The organism is Pseudocitrobacter sp. CD920760 (assembly GCF_057782505.1).
Map to the genome: position 1 here is coordinate 156,212 of NZ_CM173490.1, position 16,909 is coordinate 173,120.

The following is a 16,909-nucleotide window of genomic DNA, read 5'->3' on the forward strand; positions in this document are numbered from 1 at the left end:
TCACGGGCGCTACGCCAGGTTTTGAACATCAGGCGATATGTCTTGTACCTCTATATTGAGACACTGAAACAGAGACTGGATGCCATCAATCAACTGCGTGTGGATCGCGCGCTTGCTGCCATGGGGCCTGCTTTCCAACAGGTTTACAGTCTGCTGCCGACATTATTACATTATCATCACCCACTGATGCCGGGTTACCTCGACGGTAACGTTCCCAAAGGCATTTGCCTCTACACGCCTGATGAAACCCAACGCCACTACCTCGACGAACTTGAACTGCACCGTGGTATGCCGCCGCAGGCCTCGCCAAAAGGCGAGCTGCCGATAACCGGCGTCTACTCAATGGGCAGCACCTCGTCCGTTGGGCAAAGCTGCTCTTCTGACCTCGATATCTGGGTTTGTCACCAGTCCTGGCTCGATAACGACGAACGTCAACTTCTGCAACGCAAATGCAGCCTGCTGGAAAGCTGGGCCGCTTCGCTGGGCGTGGAAGTCAGCTTCTTCCTGATCGACGAAAACCGCTTCCGTCATAACGAAAGCGGCAGCCTGGGCGGCGAAGACTGCGGCTCCACGCAGCACATCTTGCTGCTGGATGAATTTTATCGCACTGCCGTGCGCCTCGCGGGGAAACGTATTCTGTGGAATATGGTGCCGTGCGAAGAAGAAGAGCATTACGACGACTACGTCATGACGCTCTACGCGCAGGGCGTGCTGACGCCGAACGAGTGGCTCGACCTTGGCGGGTTGAGTTCGCTGTCGGCGGAAGAGTACTTTGGCGCCAGCCTGTGGCAGCTGTATAAGAGTATCGACTCACCGTACAAAGCGGTGCTGAAAACCCTGCTGCTGGAAGCCTACTCCTGGGAATATCCCAATACGCGCCTGCTGGCGAAAGATATCAAACAGCGCCTGCACGATGGCGAGATTGTTTCATTTGGTCTCGACTCCTACTGCATGATGCTGGAACGCGTTACTGACTATCTCAAAGCGATTGACGATGATACGCGTCTTGACCTTGTACGCCGCTGCTTCTATCTGAAAGTGTGCGAAAAGCTGAGCCGCGAACGCGCGTGCGTCGGCTGGCGTCGTGAAGTGGTCAGCCAACTGGTGAAAGAGTGGGGCTGGGACGAAGCGCGTCTCGCCATGCTGGATAACCGGGCAAACTGGAAAATCGATCAGGTGCGCGAAGCGCACAACGAATTGCTCGACGCGATGATGCAGAGCTACCGTAACCTGATTCGTTTCGCGCGTCGCAACAACCTGAGCGTCTCCGCCAGCCCGCAGGATATCGGGGTACTGACCCGTAAACTGTACGCGGCGTTTGAAGCGCTGCCGGGCAAAGTGACGCTGGTGAACCCGCAGATTTCACCGGATCTTTCCGAGCCGAACCTGACCTTCATCCACGTGCCGCCGGGCCGTGCCAACCGTACCGGTTGGTATCTCTACAACCGCGCGCCGAATATGGAATCGATTGTCAGCCATCAGCCGCTGGAATATAACCGCTATCTTAATAAGCTGGTGGCATGGGCCTGGTTTAACGGCCTGCTGACCTCACGCACCCGCCTGTTTATTAAGGGCAACGGTATTGTCGACCTGGCAAAATTGCAGGAGATGGTGGCGGATGTTTCCCATCATTTCCCATTACGCCTGCCTGCGCCGACACCAAAAGCGCTTTACAGCCCGTGTGAAATTCGCCATCTGGCGATTATCGTCAACCTGGAATATGACCCGACGGCGGCTTTCCGCAATCAGGTCGTCCATTTCGACTTCCGTAAGCTCGATGTCTTCAGCTTTGGCGAAGAACAAAACTGCCTCGTCGGCAGCGTTGACCTGCTGTATCGCAACTCGTGGAACGAGGTGCGTACGCTGCACTTCAACGGCGAGCAGGCGATGATTGAAGCGCTGAAAACGATTCTCGGCAAAATGCACCAGGACGCCGCTCCGCCGGATAGCGTGGAAGTGTTCTGCTATAGCCAACATTTACGCGGCCTGATTCGTACCCGTGTCCAGCAGCTGGTTTCGGAATGTATCGACCTGCGCCTTTCCAGCACGCGCCAGGAAACCGGGCGCTTCAAAGCGCTGCGCGTCTCCGGCCAAACCTGGGGCCTGTTCTTCGAACGTCTGAACGTCTCGGTGCAGAAGCTGGAAAACGCCATCGAGTTCTATGGCGCTATCTCGCACAACAAACTACATGGTTTGTCGGTGCAGGTGGAAACCAACCACGTCAAACTGCCGCAGGTGGTGGATGGCTTTGCCAGCGAAGGGATCATTCAGTTCTTCTTTGAAGATTCCGGCGAAGAGCAGGGCTTTAACATCTATATTCTGGATGAAACCAACCGCGCGGAAGTGTATCACCACTGTGAAGGCAGCAAAGAGGAGCTGGTGCGCGACGTTAGCCGCTTCTACTCGTCTTCGCACGATCGCTTTACCTACGGCTCAAGCTTTATCAACTTCAACCTGCCGCAGTTCTACCAGATTGTGAAAGTTGATGGCCGCGCGCAGGTTATTCCTTACCGCAGCCAGGAGATTGGCACGATCCCGCCGAGTAATCAGGATAACGACGCGCCGTTATTGCAGCAGTATTTTTCGTAAGTATTGCGCGCCGTTGGTTACGGTAGGCCGGATAAGGCGAAGCCGCATCCGGCAATAAAACTCAGCGGAAACTCACCGCTTCACCCGCCTGATGCGTCGCCGCCTGCTCCAGTAAATCCCAGAAGGTTTCGCCGCTGCGATCGCAAATCCACTCATCGCCTTTCAGGTCAAAATGGTAGCCGCCCTGCTTGGTCGCCAGCCACACCTGATGCAGCGGCTCCTGACGGTTGATAATGATTTTGCTGCCGTTCTCAAAACTGATGGTCAGCACGCCGCCGTTGATTTCGCAGTCGATATCGCTGTCGCCATCCCAGTCGTCCAGACGCTCTTCAATGGTCATCCACAGGGTGTCGGCAAGGCGATGAAATTCACTGTCGTTCATTGTAGTTTCCTGTTTTTAAGTGATGGCGGCAGTATAAGTTGTTTCGTCTAACAGTGAAATCAACATGGTTCGGCTATAAAACTTAACCTTCATACCTCGTCCCATTCCAACGCAAGATTGCATCCTCGTCGCATAACAGGTTGTGTACGCCATGATTCTTTTCTTTCATCAGGCTAATTTTGCTACAAAAATAGTCAATGTTAATTTTGGAGTTATCCGGGGTCATAATACTGCAAGCCATAGTCGGTGCGTCACTCGCGGTATATCCACAATCATCTTTCCCGCAGGCAGCGGGAGGCGTGGAAGGTGAATACGTGCAGTTAAGCGTTTCGGAAATGCCATCATCGTTAATGTCGAGGGGACGGCTAATCTCATCGCTGTCAGTGCCTAATGTGGTTGCATCCAGGATGATGTTTGGTTTTTGTATCTCGCTTGTGGCCGCGTAATTGAAGCTGCTTGCGGCCATGATGCTTAGAGCTATGCCAATCCGTAAGGCTATTTTTTGCATTCCATTTCCTTCTTTAATAATCATCATGAGCGGTGGAAAATGCTCTGTGCCAGTTTGTCCTTCCGGCCAAAGGAAAATGCGCGTCACGGGACTGCTAGCCAATCCTGGCGAGTCATCTTCCCCACAAAACCCCAAGTAAACCCTATTCCCCAACCTGAATACGTTACAATCATGACAATCCGCTGCTTTTCGGATTCCATAAAGAGATGCTAAACGCTTGCTTTTACGCCTTCTCCTGCGATGATAGAAAGCAGAAAGTCTTGAACTACAGGTACCCTGGAATGAAGAACATTTTCCGACCGCTGGCCGTGTTGGCTGTGCTGTTTAGCCTTACCGGTTGCGGCCTTAAAGGCCCGCTCTATTTCCCACCGGCTGATAAAACGGCGCCAACGCCGACTAAACCCGTGGATAGCCAGATCCAAACGGATTCGCCGGATCGTAACGATCGCGGTGACGACGGCGGCCCGACGCAAGTCAACTATTGATATCACCGTTCTGTTCCGCGTAACTGGAGTAGATAATGCAGTTCTCTAAAATGCATGGCCTTGGCAACGATTTTATGGTCGTCGACGCGGTGACGCAGAATGTGTTTTTCTCGCCGGAATTGATTCGTCGTCTGGCGGACAGGCATCTGGGCGTCGGCTTCGACCAACTGCTGGTCGTCGAGCCGCCTTACGATCCCGATCTCGATTTCCACTATCGCATCTTTAATGCCGACGGCAGCGAAGTGTCGCAATGTGGCAACGGGGCGCGCTGCTTTGCGCGTTTCGTGCGTCTGAAAGGCCTGACCAATAAACGTGATATTCGCGTCAGCACCGCCAACGGGCGTATGGTATTAAGTGTGACAGATGACGATCTGGTTCGCGTGAATATGGGCGAGCCGAACTTCGAACCTTCGCAGGTGCCGTTCCGCGCCAACAAAGCGGAAAAGACCTATATTATGCGAGCGGCCGAGCAGACAGTATTGTGCGGCGTGGTCTCAATGGGTAACCCGCACTGCGTGATTCAGGTCGATGATGTTGAAACGGCGGCGGTTGAGTCGCTGGGCCCGGTGATGGAAAGCCACGATCGCTTTCCGGAACGCGCCAACATCGGTTTTATGCAGGTGGTTAAACGCGATCACATCCGTTTGCGCGTCTATGAGCGCGGCGCGGGTGAGACGCAGGCTTGCGGCAGCGGCGCTTGTGCGGCGGTGGCTGTGGGTATCCAGCAGGGGCTACTGGACGAAGAGGTTCGCGTGGAGTTACCGGGCGGACGTCTGGATATCGCCTGGAGAGGCCCGGGTCAACCGTTGTATATGACTGGCCCGGCGGCACACGTCTATGACGGATTTATTCACTTATGAAACAAGTCGGGGAAGAACAGCAGGAAGCATTAAGCGCGCTCGACGATCGCGCCGTCGTGGATTATCTGTTGCAACATCCTGAATTCTTTATACGTAATGCCGCGGTCGTGGAACAGATGCGTGTTCCACACCCGGTGCGCGGTACGGTGTCGCTGGTTGAGTGGCACATGGCGCGCGCGCGTAATCATATTCATACGCTTGAAGAGAACATGTCGCTGCTGATGGAGCAGGCCACGGCCAACGAAGGGCTGTTCTACCGTTTGCTGCATCTGCAAAATCGCCTGGCGAGCGCGGAAAGTCTCGACGATTTGCTGTTGCGCTTTCACCGCTGGGCGCGCGATCTGGGCCTTGCGGGCGCATCAATACGTCTCTTTGCCGATCGCTGGCGTTTGGGCGCGCCGTCGAAATACACCCAACTGGTGCTGTCGCGCCAGGCGTTTGAACCGCTGCGTATTCAGCGTCTTGGTCAGGAGCGCCACTATCTGGGCACGCTGAACGGCCCTGAGCTGCTGGTGGTGCTGCCGGAAGCGAAAGCCGTTGGGTCGGTGGCGATGTCGATGATGGGCAGCGACGCTGACCTCGGCGTGATTCTGTTTACCAGCCGCGATGCGCATCACTATGAAGCCGGGCAGGGTACGCAGCTTCTGCAGGAAGTGGCGCTGATGCTGCCAGGTCTGCTGGAGCGCTGGATTGAGCGCGCATGAATGACGAACTTCTCTCTGCGGCAGTAACGCGTTTTCTGCGTTATCTGGGCGTCGAGCGCCAGCTTAGCCCGATTACGCTTCTCAATTATCAGCGTCAGCTTGATGCCATCATTGAACTGGCCCAGCAGATGAGCCTGAAGCGCTGGCAACAATGTGATGCTGCCATGGTGCGCAGCTTTGCCACCCGCAGCCGCCGAAAAGGGCTGGGGGCGGCCAGCCTGGCGTTACGCTTGTCGGCGTTGCGCAGCTTTTTTGACTGGATGGTGAGCCAGGGCGAGCTGCCCGCGAATCCGGCAAAAGGGATCTCCGCGCCAAAAGCCCCGCGCCATCTGCCGAAAAATATCGACGTTGATGACGTCAATCGCCTGCTGGATATCGATATTAACGATCCGCTGGCGGTACGCGACCGCGCGATGCTGGAAGTGATGTACGGCGCCGGTCTGCGTCTTTCTGAACTGGTGAACCTGGATATCAAACATCTCGACCTCGACACCGGGGAAGTGTGGGTGATGGGCAAAGGCAGCAAAGAGCGCCGCCTGCCCATTGGCCGCAACGCGGTGGCGTGGATTGAGCATTGGCTCGATTTACGTGGGCTGTTTGGTAGCGACGATGACGCGCTGTTTCTTTCCAAACTGGGGAAACGTATCTCGGCGCGTAACGTCCAAAAGCGGTTTGCCGAGTGGGGTATCAAGCAGGGCCTGAACAGTCACGTGCATCCGCACAAACTGCGTCACTCATTTGCGACCCACATGCTGGAGTCGAGCGGCGATCTGCGCGGTGTGCAGGAGCTGTTGGGGCACGCCAATCTCTCGACCACCCAAATCTATACCCATCTTGATTTTCAACACCTCGCCTCGGTGTACGATGCCGCGCATCCACGCGCTAAACGGGGGAAATAATGCGTTTTTACCGACCACTGGGCCACATCGCCGCACTGACGTTTGACCTGGACGACACCCTGTACGACAACCATCCGGTGATTGATCGCACCCAGCAGGAATCGCTGGCATTTGTGCGCAGCTATCATCCGGCACTGCGCCATTTCGAAAACCGCGATTTACAGCAACTACGCGACGCGCTGCGCAAAGCGGAGCCGGAAATTTATCACGATGTCACCGAATGGCGTCGCCGCGCACTGGAACTGGGCATGCTCAACGCGGGCTTAACCGCGCAGGAAGCGGCGATTGGCGCAAATGCGGCGATGGCCAATTTCGCGCAATGGCGCAGCCGAATTGATGTTCCGCAGGAAACGCACGATACGCTGGCAAAGCTTGCGGAAAAATGGCCGCTGGTGGCGATCACCAATGGTAATGCCCAGCCGGAGCTGTTTGGCCTGAACGATTATTTTAAGTTTGTGCTGCGCGCCGGGCCGGATGGGCGCTCGAAGCCGTTTGCCGATATGTATCATCTGGCCGCTGAAAAGCTGGATGTGCCGCTTAGCGCCATTCTGCATGTGGGCGATGACCTGACGACGGACGTCGCGGGCGCGATTCGCAGCGGGTTACAGGCATGCTGGATCAAACCGCAAGATGCAGACCTGATGCAGGTGGCTGATAGCCGTTTACTGCCGCATATCGAAATTTCCCGGTTGGCATCGCTGACCTCGCTGATATAATCCTCAATAGTTCTGTATAAAATTCCAGGGGTTTTGGCGGATGGCGCTACGCTTATCCGCCCTACGGTAACGTAGGCCCGGTAAGCGAAGCGCCACCGGGCATTTCGCAGTTTATCTATTCTTAACGCGGCGGTGCCATCAATGGACGTTTCTTACCTGCTCGACAGCCTTAATGACAAACAGCGCGAAGCCGTCGCCGCTTCGCGCACCAACATGCTGGTGCTGGCTGGGGCGGGCAGTGGTAAGACGCGCGTACTGGTTCACCGTATCGCCTGGCTGATGACCGTGGAAAACTGCTCGCCGTATTCCATTATGGCGGTAACGTTTACCAACAAAGCGGCGGCGGAGATGCGTCACCGTATCGGGCAACTGATGGGCACTACGCAGGGCGGCATGTGGGTCGGCACCTTCCACGGGCTGGCGCACCGCTTACTGCGCGCGCACCACCTGGACGCCAATCTGCCGCAGGATTTTCAAATCCTTGATAGCGAAGACCAACTGCGCCTGCTGAAACGTCTGATCAAAGCGATGAACCTCGACGAGAAGCAGTGGCCGCCGCGTCAGGCGATGTGGTACATCAACAGCCAGAAAGACGAAGGGCTGCGTCCGCACCACATTCAAAGCTACGGCAACCCGGTTGAACAAACCTGGCAGAAAGTTTATCAGGCTTATCAGGAAGCGTGCGACCGCGCAGGGCTGGTGGATTTCGCCGAACTGCTGCTGCGCGCGCATGAACTGTGGCTTAACAAGCCGCACATTCTTCAGCACTATCGCGAGCGCTTCACAAATATCCTGGTGGACGAATTCCAGGATACCAACAACATTCAATACGCTTGGATCCGCCTGCTGGCGGGCGACACCGGTAAAGTAATGATTGTGGGCGATGACGACCAGTCAATCTACGGCTGGCGTGGCGCGCAGGTGGAAAATATCCAGCGCTTCCTCAACGATTTCCCCGGTGCCGAAACTATCCGTCTGGAGCAGAACTACCGTTCTACCAGCAATATTCTGAGCGCGGCGAACGCCCTGATTGAGAACAATAACGGTCGTCTCGGTAAAAAACTGTGGACCGACGGTGCCGACGGCGAACCTATCTCGCTCTATTGCGCCTTCAACGAACTCGACGAAGCGCGTTTTGTGGTCAACCGTATCAAAACCTGGCAGGACAACGGCGGCGCGCTGGATCAGTGCGCCATTCTCTATCGCAGCAACGCCCAGTCGCGCGTGCTGGAAGAGGCGTTACTGCAGGCGAGCATGCCGTACCGTATTTACGGCGGTATGCGCTTCTTCGAACGTCAGGAAATCAAAGATGCGCTCTCATATCTGCGCCTGATTGCCAACCGCAACGACGACGCGGCGTTTGAGCGCGTGGTGAACACGCCGACGCGCGGCATCGGCGATCGCACGCTGGATGTGGTGCGCCAGACCTCGCGCGATCGTCAGCTTACGCTGTGGCAGTCGTGCCGCGAGCTGTTGCAGGAAAAAGCGCTGGCAGGACGCGCGGCGAGCGCATTGCAGCGCTTTATGGAACTGATTGACGCGCTGGCCCAGGAAACGGCGGATATGCCGCTGCACGTGCAGACAGACCGCGTGGTGAAAGACTCCGGCCTGCGCATGATGTACGAGCAGGAAAAGGGCGAGAAGGGACAGACGCGAATCGAAAACTTAGACGAACTGGTGACGGCGACGCGCCAGTTCGCGTACAACGAAGAAGACGAAGATTTAATGCCGTTGCAGGCGTTTCTGTCTCATGCCGCGCTGGAAGCGGGCGAAGGGCAGGCGGACACCTGGCAGGACGCGGTGCAGCTGATGACGCTGCACTCGGCGAAAGGGCTGGAATTCCCGCAGGTGTTTATCGTCGGCATGGAAGAGGGCATGTTCCCGAGCCAGATGTCGCTGGAAGAAGGCGGGCGTCTGGAAGAGGAGCGCCGTCTGGCCTACGTTGGCGTGACGCGTGCGATGCAGAAACTGACGCTGACCTACGCCGAAACGCGCCGCTTGTACGGTAAAGAGGTCTATCACCGTCCGTCGCGCTTTATCGGCGAGCTGCCGGAGAACTGCGTGGAAGAGGTACGCCTGCGCGCCACCGTCAGCCGCCCGGTAAGCCATCAGCGCATGGGGACGCCAATTTCCGAAAATGACACCGGTTATAAACTCGGCCAGCGCGTGCGCCACGCTAAGTTTGGCGAAGGTACTATCGTCAATCTTGAAGGCAGCGGCGAGCACAGCCGCTTGCAGGTCGCGTTCCAGGGGCAGGGGATCAAATGGCTGGTTGCGGCATACGCCAAGCTGGAAACAGTCTAACTGTCCGAAAAGTATCGTTATTTTCTGAGAGTCTGCTAGCCTTACAGTGAATGAGGTAAATCTTACCATTTAGCATTCCGTTGCGTGTTGACGCGGTTTTTTTGCTGGCGTAACATGCGCGCACGATTACGCTAAGAGGACAAATGCCTTGGACACACCCAGTAGATGCTGGCTCACTCTCCTGTCATTCAGGAACAACTCCTAAGGCTATCCTCTTATGCTGATAGCCTTAGCGGTTGTCGGCGACTCGTGTCATTTCCCCGTCGCAATGAGTCAGGCTGTTTAATGGTCTGAAACCCAATTTGTTTCTGTGTGCCCACCGGCTGTCCGATAATTTTTTGCATTGGGAGTCCCGGTCATGCTGAGCGCATTTCAACTGGAAAAAAATCGTTTAACGCGTCTTGAAGCGGACGAAATCAGCCATCTCGCCAGCTCGGTGTGGGTTGATTTAGTCGAACCCGACGATGAAGAACGAAACCGTGTGCAAAAGGAATTGGGCCAGAACCTGGCCACGCGCCCTGAACTGGAAGACATCGAAGCATCCGCGCGTTTCTTTGAAGACGAAGACGGTTTGCACATCCACTCCTTCTTCTTCTATGAAGATGCAGACGATCACGCAGGTAACTCCACCGTGGCGTTCACCATCCGCGAAGGGCGACTCTTCACCCTGCGCGAACGTGAGCTACCGGCGTTTCGTCTTTATCGCATGCGTGCCCGTAACCAGTCGATGGTTGACGGGAATGCTTATGAGCTGCTGCTCGATCTCTTTGAAACTAAGATTGAACAGCTGGCGGATGAAATTGAAAACATCTACAGCGATCTGGAAAAACTCAGCCGCGTCATCATGGAAGGTCATCAGGGCGATGAATATGACGAGGCGCTTTCCACGCTGGCAGAACTGGAAGATATCGGCTGGAAGGTGCGTTTGTGTCTGATGGATACCCAGCGCGCGCTTAACTTTCTGGTGCGTAAAGCGCGTTTACCGGCGGTGCAGCTGGAGCAGGCGCGTGAAATTCTGCGAGATATCGAATCCCTGCTGCCGCACAACGAATCACTGTTCCAGAAGGTCAACTTCCTGATGCAGGCGGCGATGGGCTTTATTAACATCGAGCAGAACCGCATCATTAAGATCTTCTCGGTGGTTTCCGTGGTCTTCCTGCCGCCGACGCTGGTGGCCTCCAGCTATGGGATGAACTTCGAGTTTATGCCGGAGCTGAAGTGGAGCTTCGGCTACCCAGGCGCGATTATCTTTATGATGCTCGCCGGGCTGGCGCCATATCTGTACTTTAAACGGAAGAACTGGCTGTAAGTTCGTTGCCTGATGGCGCTGCGCTTATCAGGCCTACTTCCCCGTTCAAACATAACGCCAAAACCCAGGCCGGATAAGGCGAAGCCGCCATCCGGCACACGGTTATCCCCGACGTCCCCGCCGCTGCGTATACACCGCATCCATAATAAAGATTGCCAGTGCCACCCAGATAAAGGCAAATGTCACCATTTTATCGGCACCCGGCGTTTCACCGTAGAAGGTCACCGCCAGGATAAACATCAGGGTTGGGCCGATATACTGGAAGAAGCCCAGCGTTGATAAGCGTAAACGGGTTGCCGCACCGGTGAAACAGAGCAACGGAATCGTCGTCACCACGCCTGCGGCAATCAGCAGCAGATTCAGCGACAAACTGTTGCTGCCCATATGGCTGGTCGCGCTGTCGGCAATGCCAAACAGATAAATGGCCGCGACCGGCAGCAGCCACAGGGTTTCAAATAGCATGCCGGTTTGCGCATCGACAGCGATTTTTTTGCGCACCAGGCCATAGAAGGCGAAGCTGAATGCCAGTCCGAGCGCGATAATCGGCAGTGAGCCGAACGTCCAGAGCTGTACCAGCACGCCGCAGGCAGCGAGGGCCACAGCCAGCCACTGCATCCGGCGGAAGCGCTCACCGAGGAACAGCATCCCCAGTAGAATATTCACCAGCGGGTTAATAAAGTAACCCAGGCTCGCTTCCAGCATATGGTGATTGTTCACCGACCAGATAAACAGCAGCCAGTTACCGCCAATCAGCAGTGCAGAGATCGCCAGCATGAAGATTTTCTTCGGCGTTTGCAGCAGCGCTTTCACCATAGACCACTGACGGCTGATGCTGATGAGCGCCACCATGAAGAAGAAGGACCAGATCACGCGGTGCGTCAGAATCTCATCGGCAGGCACATAGTAGATAAGTTTGAAGTACGCCGGAGCGATACCCCAAATAAAATAGGCGGCGAGGGCGAGAAGCACGCCCTGCCGCGTCTGTTTGGCATCCATCGGAGTCATCCGTTACAAAAAAGTAAACTGATTTTACCCGATTTTACTGTTTATCCCACCATATATGTGGCGGTCGCGCTGGCGATGTGGACCTGCTCTTCGTTGTGCAGCTCCACGCGCGCGACGGCGACTTTGTTGCCTGCGCGCAGCAGGGTGCTGGTGGCGGTGAAGCGGTTGCCGCGCCCCGGCCGTAAATAATCAACGCGTAAATCGATGGTTCCCATCCGTGAGAGACGCTGACGCAGCTCTTCTTCGTTGATGGTGTCGTGGCGCGTCAATGTACTGCCGACGCAGACCAGGCCTGCCGCGACATCCAGCGCTGAAGCGATCACACCGCCGTGCAGAATACTTTGCGCCCAGTTACCCACCATCATCGGCTGGTTATTAAAGTTGAGTTTGGCGAAGTCTTTTTCATAACGTTCCAGCTCCAGGCCAAGCGCCCGGTTGAACGGCATGTGATAAACAAAGATTTCACCGACCAGCTTCAGCGCGGCATCGGCAGTGAGTTCAGAAGACATAACAACCCTTTCATTCGTTAACGAAATGTTGATTTTATGCCTATGAAATGTTGTTTTCTACATTAGGAATGGATTACTGAGCATTAAATGCTTAAGTATGTAAAATGAATGACATTCAAGCATTCACTATATGAATTTATTTGTTCAGGAGAACATGACTGATGCAGCTCACCCGGAGTTGGTTATTGGCGGCAGTGCTGCCTGTTTCAGCGTTCGCGCAGGAAGCGACAATTAAATCGGTTCACGACACGCCTGCTGTAAAAGGCAGTATCATGGCTAACCTGCTGCAGGAACATGATAATCCCTTCACGCTTTATCCTTATGAAAGCAACTACTTGCTTTACACCTGGACCAGCGATCTCAATAAAGAAGCGATCAGTTCCTACGATTGGGCCGAGCACGCGCGCAAAGATGAAGTGAAGTTTCAGCTCAGCCTGGCCTTCCCGTTATGGCGCGGCATTCTGGGTGATAACTCGGTGCTGGGCGCATCGTATACCCAGCGTTCCTGGTGGCAGTTGTCGAACAGTGGTGAATCTTCGCCGTTTCGCGAAACCAACTATGAACCGCAGCTGTTCCTGGGTTTCGCCACCGATTATTCATGGGAAGGCTGGACGCTGCGCGACGTGGAATTTGGTTTCAACCATGATTCAAATGGTCGCTCAGACCCCACGTCTCGTAGCTGGAACCGTCTCTATACGCGCCTGATGGCGCAAAATGGCAACTGGCTGGTCGAGGTGAAACCCTGGTATGTGGTGGGGAACTCCAACGATAACCCGGATATCACCAAATATATGGGCTACTATCGTCTGAAAGTCGGTTACCAACTGGGTGACGCGGTACTGAGTGCGCAGGGCCAGTATAACTGGAACACCGGTTACGGCGGCGCGGAAGTGGGCGTCAGCTATCCTATCAGCAAGCACGTTCGCCTTTATACCCAGGTTTATAGCGGCTACGGCGAATCGCTGATTGACTACAATTTCAATCAAACGCGTGTGGGCGTGGGTGTCATGCTTAACGATCTGTTTTAACGCGGGCTTTCCCATGATGTTGCGAGCATGGCCGAAGGAATTCGTCTAAAACGTTGCAGTTTAGAACGCAGGCGCTGAAAATAGCGCCTGTTTTTATTTTTTCGGTAAACGGAGTCAATGTGGCACAGGCGGAAGTATTGAATCAGGAATCGCTGGCTAAACAGGTTTTGCAGGAAACCTTTGGCTACCAGCAGTTCCGCCCGGGCCAGGAAAACATTATTGATACCGTGCTGGAAGGGCGCGATTGCCTGGTGGTTATGCCGACAGGCGGCGGCAAGTCGCTCTGTTATCAAATCCCGGCGCTGGTGCTGAATGGCCTGACGGTGGTGGTATCGCCGCTGATCTCGCTGATGAAAGACCAGGTCGATCAGCTTACCGCCAACGGCGTGGCGGCGGCCTGCATCAACTCAACGCAGAGCCGCGAGCAGCAGCAGGAAGTGATGGCGGGCTGTCGTAGCGGGCAGATTCGCCTGCTCTACATCGCTCCGGAACGCCTGATGCTGGATAACTTCCTGGAGCATCTCGCCCACTGGAATCCGGTGATGCTGGCGGTCGATGAAGCGCACTGTATTTCGCAATGGGGCCATGATTTCCGCCCGGAATATGCGGCATTAGGCCAGCTGCGTCAGCGCTTCCCGGCGCTGCCGTTTATGGCGCTTACCGCCACGGCTGACGACACGACGCGTCGCGACATTGTTCGCCTGCTGGGGCTGAACGACCCGCTTATTCAAATCAGCAGTTTCGACCGCCCCAACATTCGCTACATGCTGATGGAGAAGTTCAAGCCGCTCGATCAACTGATGCGTTACGTGCAGGAGCAACGCGGCAAGTCCGGCATTATCTACTGTAACAGCCGCGCGAAGGTGGAAGACACCGCCGCACGCCTGCAAAGCCGGGGTATTAGCGCCGGCGCGTATCACGCCGGGCTGGATAACGCCGTGCGGGCAGAGGTGCAGGAAAAATTCCAGCGTGATGACCTGCAAATCGTGGTTGCCACTGTGGCGTTCGGGATGGGCATCAACAAACCCAACGTGCGCTTTGTCGTGCACTTCGACATTCCGCGTAATATTGAATCCTACTATCAGGAAACGGGCCGCGCCGGGCGCGATGGCCTGCCTGCGGAAGCGATGCTGTTTTACGATCCGGCGGATATGGCATGGCTGCGCCGTTGCCTTGAAGAGAAACCCGCCGGGCCACTACAGGATATCGAACGGCATAAGCTCAACGCGATGGGCGCGTTTGCCGAGGCGCAAACCTGCCGCCGTTTGGTGTTGCTGAACTATTTTGGCGAAGGGCGTCAGGAGCCGTGCGGTAACTGCGATATCTGCCTCGACCCGCCAAAGCAGTACGATGGGTTGAACGACGCACAGATCGCGCTCTCGACGATTTATCGGGTGAATCAACGCTTCGGGATGGGGTACGTGGTGGAAGTGATTCGCGGCGCCAACAACCAGCGTATTCGCGAGTTTGGCCACGATAAACTCAAGGTCTACGGCATGGGGCGTGAAAAGAGTCATGAGCATTGGGTGAGCGTGATTCGCCAGTTGATTCATATGGGCTTTGCGATGCAGAACATCGCCCAGCACTCCGCCTTACAGCTCACCGACGCCGCGCGGCCCATTGTTCGTGGTGAGATGCCGCTGATGCTGGCGGTACCGCGCATTGTCGCCCTGAAACCGCGCGTGATGCAGAAAGCCGCAGTGGGCAATTATGACCGTAAACTGTTTTCCAAACTGCGCAAGCTGCGTAAAGCCATCGCCGATGAAGAGAACATTCCGCCTTACGTGGTCTTCAACGATGCGACGCTGATTGAAATGGCAGAGCAGATGCCGGTTTCCGCCAGCGAAATGCTTAGCGTCAACGGCGTGGGGATGCGTAAACTGGAGCGCTTTGGTAAAGAGTTTATGGCGTTGATCCGCGCACATGTGGATGGCGACGATGATGAGTAGTCAACTGCAATAAAAAGTGCCAATATGGTTACTCACTGAATTATTCCCCGCGAGTACGTTATGTTAACTCTGTTTCTGACAGTGGCGCTGGTGCACATCATTGCGTTGATGAGCCCGGGCCCGGACTTCTTTTTCGTGTCGCAGACCGCGATCAGTCGCTCCCGCAAAGAAGCGATGATGGGCGTACTCGGCATTACCTGTGGCGTGATGGTCTGGGCGGGCGTGGCGCTGCTTGGTCTTAACCTGATCATCGAAAAAATGGCGTGGCTGCACACCATTATTATGGTCGGTGGTGGCCTGTACCTGTGCTGGATGGGTTACCAGATGCTGCGCGGTGCGCTGAAAAAAGAGAATCACGCCGCACCGGAACCGCAGGTTGAGCTGGCGAAAAGTGGCCGCAGCTTTATGAAAGGGCTGCTGACCAACCTGGCGAACCCGAAAGCGATTATCTATTTTGGCTCTGTGTTTTCACTGTTCGTTGGCGACAATGTCGGTGCAGACGCACGCTGGGGGATTTTCCTGATGATTATCCTCGAAACCCTCGCCTGGTTTACCGTGGTGGCGAGCCTGTTCGCGCTGCCGACCATGCGTCGTGGCTACCAGAAAGCCGCGAAGTGGATCGACGGCTTTGCTGGTACGCTGTTCGCGGGCTTCGGCATTCATTTGATTATTTCGCGCTAACCCATTGACCCACTCCGAACCTATCGGGGTGGGTTACCGCCTTAGTGCTGAAGCTGCTTAAGGTCATCCTGCGAAAGGCCAGTCATTTCCATGATGGTCTGAAAATCAAACCCGCGTTGCAGCATGGTTTTCGCGACGTCGAGAAGGGCTATTTGTTTGCCCTGTCGCATTCCATCACTCAATAATTTTTCCGCCAGAGTCATCAGTTCTTCTCCATGTTGCGGCACGCGCTGTGCCAGCCCATACAGTAATGTTTGAACGTCTTTTTCTTCACCTGCCAGCATCATGTATTTTACCAGGGTGCGGATTTGTTGTCCGCTCATCTGCTCTAACGTCAATAGCTGCGCCAGTTTATCCAGCAACGTTGCCATGTCGCGCTGGCGGATATGCTTCTGAACCAGCGTCAGAGCCGCCATGCTGCGGTGCTGCATGATTTCCTCATCGGGGATCAGGGTGATGTCGACCAGGGGAAATGCGTGAAAATAGAGCTCGCGCGCGGTGTCCGGATCCGGAAAAGCATCGAGCCAGTTCATTGACCAGGGGTAAGGGCTGCGCTTGCCCTGATAAAACAGAATCGGGATCACCAGCGGCAGGGTTTTGTTCCCGGCTTCCAGATGACGCTGCATGGTGGCAATGGCATAGCGAAGCAAACGAAAGGCCATATTCTCATCCGGTGAACTTTGGTGCTCAATCAAAACATACACATACCCGTTTCCCTTACTGGTTTCCAGCGAATAGAGCACGTCGTTGTAATACTGGCGGAGATTCTCTTCTACAAAACTGCTGGCTTCCAGATGGAGCGTGTCGAGGCGGCAGAGGTTTACCAGCGCAGGGGGCAGGTGAATTTCCATAAAGTCGCGCGCCGTTTCTGGCCGGGATAAGAATGCTTTAAAGACTGCATCATGAGGAGTGGTTGCATCCGCCATTTTTCATCATCCATGTGTGAAATTTGGCGGCATTCTGGCACTGAGATGAGCGCGG

Annotated in this window: 17 protein-coding genes; 12 read left to right on the top strand and 5 right to left on the bottom strand. The window is 55.3% G+C overall.

Translation table 11 applies throughout. The features are described 5' to 3' along the window. Window positions 1-42: 42 nt before the first annotated feature. Window positions 43-2,589, top strand: a complete 2,547-nt coding sequence (gene cyaA / locus AC1MKH_RS00710) for a class I adenylate cyclase (protein ID WP_276223113.1) — start codon at window positions 43-45, stop codon at window positions 2,587-2,589. Window positions 2,590-2,650: 61 nt separating this feature from the next. On the opposite strand, the gene cyaY is transcribed toward cyaA, so the two are convergent. Together cyaY and AC1MKH_RS00720 are read right to left on the bottom strand one after the other, a co-directional pair. Then, entirely contained in the window at window positions 2,651-2,971 is a 321-nt protein-coding gene (cyaY, locus tag AC1MKH_RS00715; RefSeq protein ID WP_276223111.1) for an iron donor protein CyaY, read from the bottom strand. An 82-nt stretch (window positions 2,972-3,053) separates the two neighbouring features. Further along, window positions 3,054-3,479 carry a hypothetical protein gene (locus AC1MKH_RS00720; RefSeq protein WP_327622003.1) on the bottom strand — a complete coding sequence of 142 codons (426 nt, stop codon included), beginning with the start codon at window positions 3,477-3,479 and terminating at the stop codon, window positions 3,054-3,056. Window positions 3,480-3,760: 281 nt separating this feature from the next. On the opposite strand from AC1MKH_RS00720, the gene lptM reads away from it, so the two are divergent. From lptM to corA, 8 genes are all read left to right on the top strand, one after another. Next, on the top strand, window positions 3,761-3,964 hold the full coding sequence (lptM, locus tag AC1MKH_RS00725; RefSeq protein ID WP_015966433.1) for an LPS translocon maturation chaperone LptM: 204 nt from the start codon (window positions 3,761-3,763) through the stop codon (window positions 3,962-3,964). Between the two features lie 35 nt (window positions 3,965-3,999). Continuing rightward, window positions 4,000-4,824 (top strand): diaminopimelate epimerase, encoded by an 825-nt coding sequence (dapF, locus tag AC1MKH_RS00730; RefSeq protein ID WP_015966432.1) that lies wholly within the window; start codon window positions 4,000-4,002, stop codon window positions 4,822-4,824. After that, window positions 4,821-5,528 carry a DUF484 domain-containing protein gene (locus AC1MKH_RS00735; protein ID WP_015966431.1) on the top strand — a complete coding sequence of 236 codons (708 nt, stop codon included), beginning with the start codon at window positions 4,821-4,823 and terminating at the stop codon, window positions 5,526-5,528. Before dapF ends, AC1MKH_RS00735 begins: the two co-directional genes overlap by 4 nt. After that, a complete protein-coding gene (gene xerC, locus AC1MKH_RS00740; protein WP_276223104.1) occupies window positions 5,525-6,427 on the top strand; it encodes a tyrosine recombinase XerC in 903 nt (300 codons plus the stop codon). Before AC1MKH_RS00735 ends, xerC begins: the two co-directional genes overlap by 4 nt. Further along, window positions 6,427-7,143 carry a 5-amino-6-(5-phospho-D-ribitylamino)uracil phosphatase YigB gene (gene yigB / locus AC1MKH_RS00745; RefSeq protein ID WP_276223101.1) on the top strand — a complete coding sequence of 239 codons (717 nt, stop codon included), beginning with the start codon at window positions 6,427-6,429 and terminating at the stop codon, window positions 7,141-7,143. Before xerC ends, yigB begins: the two co-directional genes overlap by 1 nt. Window positions 7,144-7,284: 141 nt before the next feature. After that, window positions 7,285-9,447: a DNA helicase II gene (gene uvrD, locus AC1MKH_RS00750; protein WP_015966428.1), complete on the top strand. Its 2,163-nt coding sequence runs from the start codon at window positions 7,285-7,287 to the stop codon at window positions 9,445-9,447. Window positions 9,448-9,595: 148 nt separating this feature from the next. Further along, a complete protein-coding gene (ysgD, locus tag AC1MKH_RS00755) occupies window positions 9,596-9,652 on the top strand; it encodes a YsgD/CorL family protein (RefSeq protein ID WP_350435819.1) in 57 nt (18 codons plus the stop codon). 153 nt (window positions 9,653-9,805) lie between these two features. Beyond that, complete coding sequence (corA, locus tag AC1MKH_RS00760; RefSeq protein WP_015966427.1) at window positions 9,806-10,756, top strand: magnesium/cobalt transporter CorA; 951 nt, start codon at window positions 9,806-9,808, stop codon at window positions 10,754-10,756. Between the two features lie 102 nt (window positions 10,757-10,858). Here corA and rarD read toward each other — a convergent pair whose 3' ends face one another. Next, complete coding sequence (gene rarD, locus AC1MKH_RS00765) at window positions 10,859-11,752, bottom strand: EamA family transporter RarD (RefSeq protein WP_276223097.1); 894 nt, start codon at window positions 11,750-11,752, stop codon at window positions 10,859-10,861. Between the two features lie 50 nt (window positions 11,753-11,802). Beyond that, complete coding sequence (gene yigI, locus AC1MKH_RS00770) at window positions 11,803-12,270, bottom strand: acyl-CoA thioesterase YigI (protein WP_149464887.1); 468 nt, start codon at window positions 12,268-12,270, stop codon at window positions 11,803-11,805. A gap of 161 nt (window positions 12,271-12,431) precedes the next feature. On the opposite strand from yigI, the gene pldA reads away from it, so the two are divergent. The 3 genes from pldA (at window position 12,432) to rhtC (ending at window position 15,928) form a co-directional block, all read left to right on the top strand. After that, entirely contained in the window at window positions 12,432-13,298 is an 867-nt protein-coding gene (gene pldA, locus AC1MKH_RS00775) for a phospholipase A (protein ID WP_015966424.1), read from the top strand. Window positions 13,299-13,417: 119 nt separating this feature from the next. Continuing rightward, entirely contained in the window at window positions 13,418-15,247 is a 1,830-nt protein-coding gene (gene recQ / locus AC1MKH_RS00780; RefSeq protein WP_276223094.1) for an ATP-dependent DNA helicase RecQ, read from the top strand. Between the two features lie 60 nt (window positions 15,248-15,307). Beyond that, window positions 15,308-15,928, top strand: coding sequence for a threonine export protein RhtC (gene rhtC / locus AC1MKH_RS00785; protein WP_015966422.1), 621 nt, complete (start codon window positions 15,308-15,310; stop codon window positions 15,926-15,928). Between the two features lie 41 nt (window positions 15,929-15,969). Here rhtC and AC1MKH_RS00790 read toward each other — a convergent pair whose 3' ends face one another. Beyond that, window positions 15,970-16,854 carry an Rpn family recombination-promoting nuclease/putative transposase gene (locus AC1MKH_RS00790; protein ID WP_276223092.1) on the bottom strand — a complete coding sequence of 295 codons (885 nt, stop codon included), beginning with the start codon at window positions 16,852-16,854 and terminating at the stop codon, window positions 15,970-15,972. Window positions 16,855-16,909: the final 55 nt, after the last annotated feature.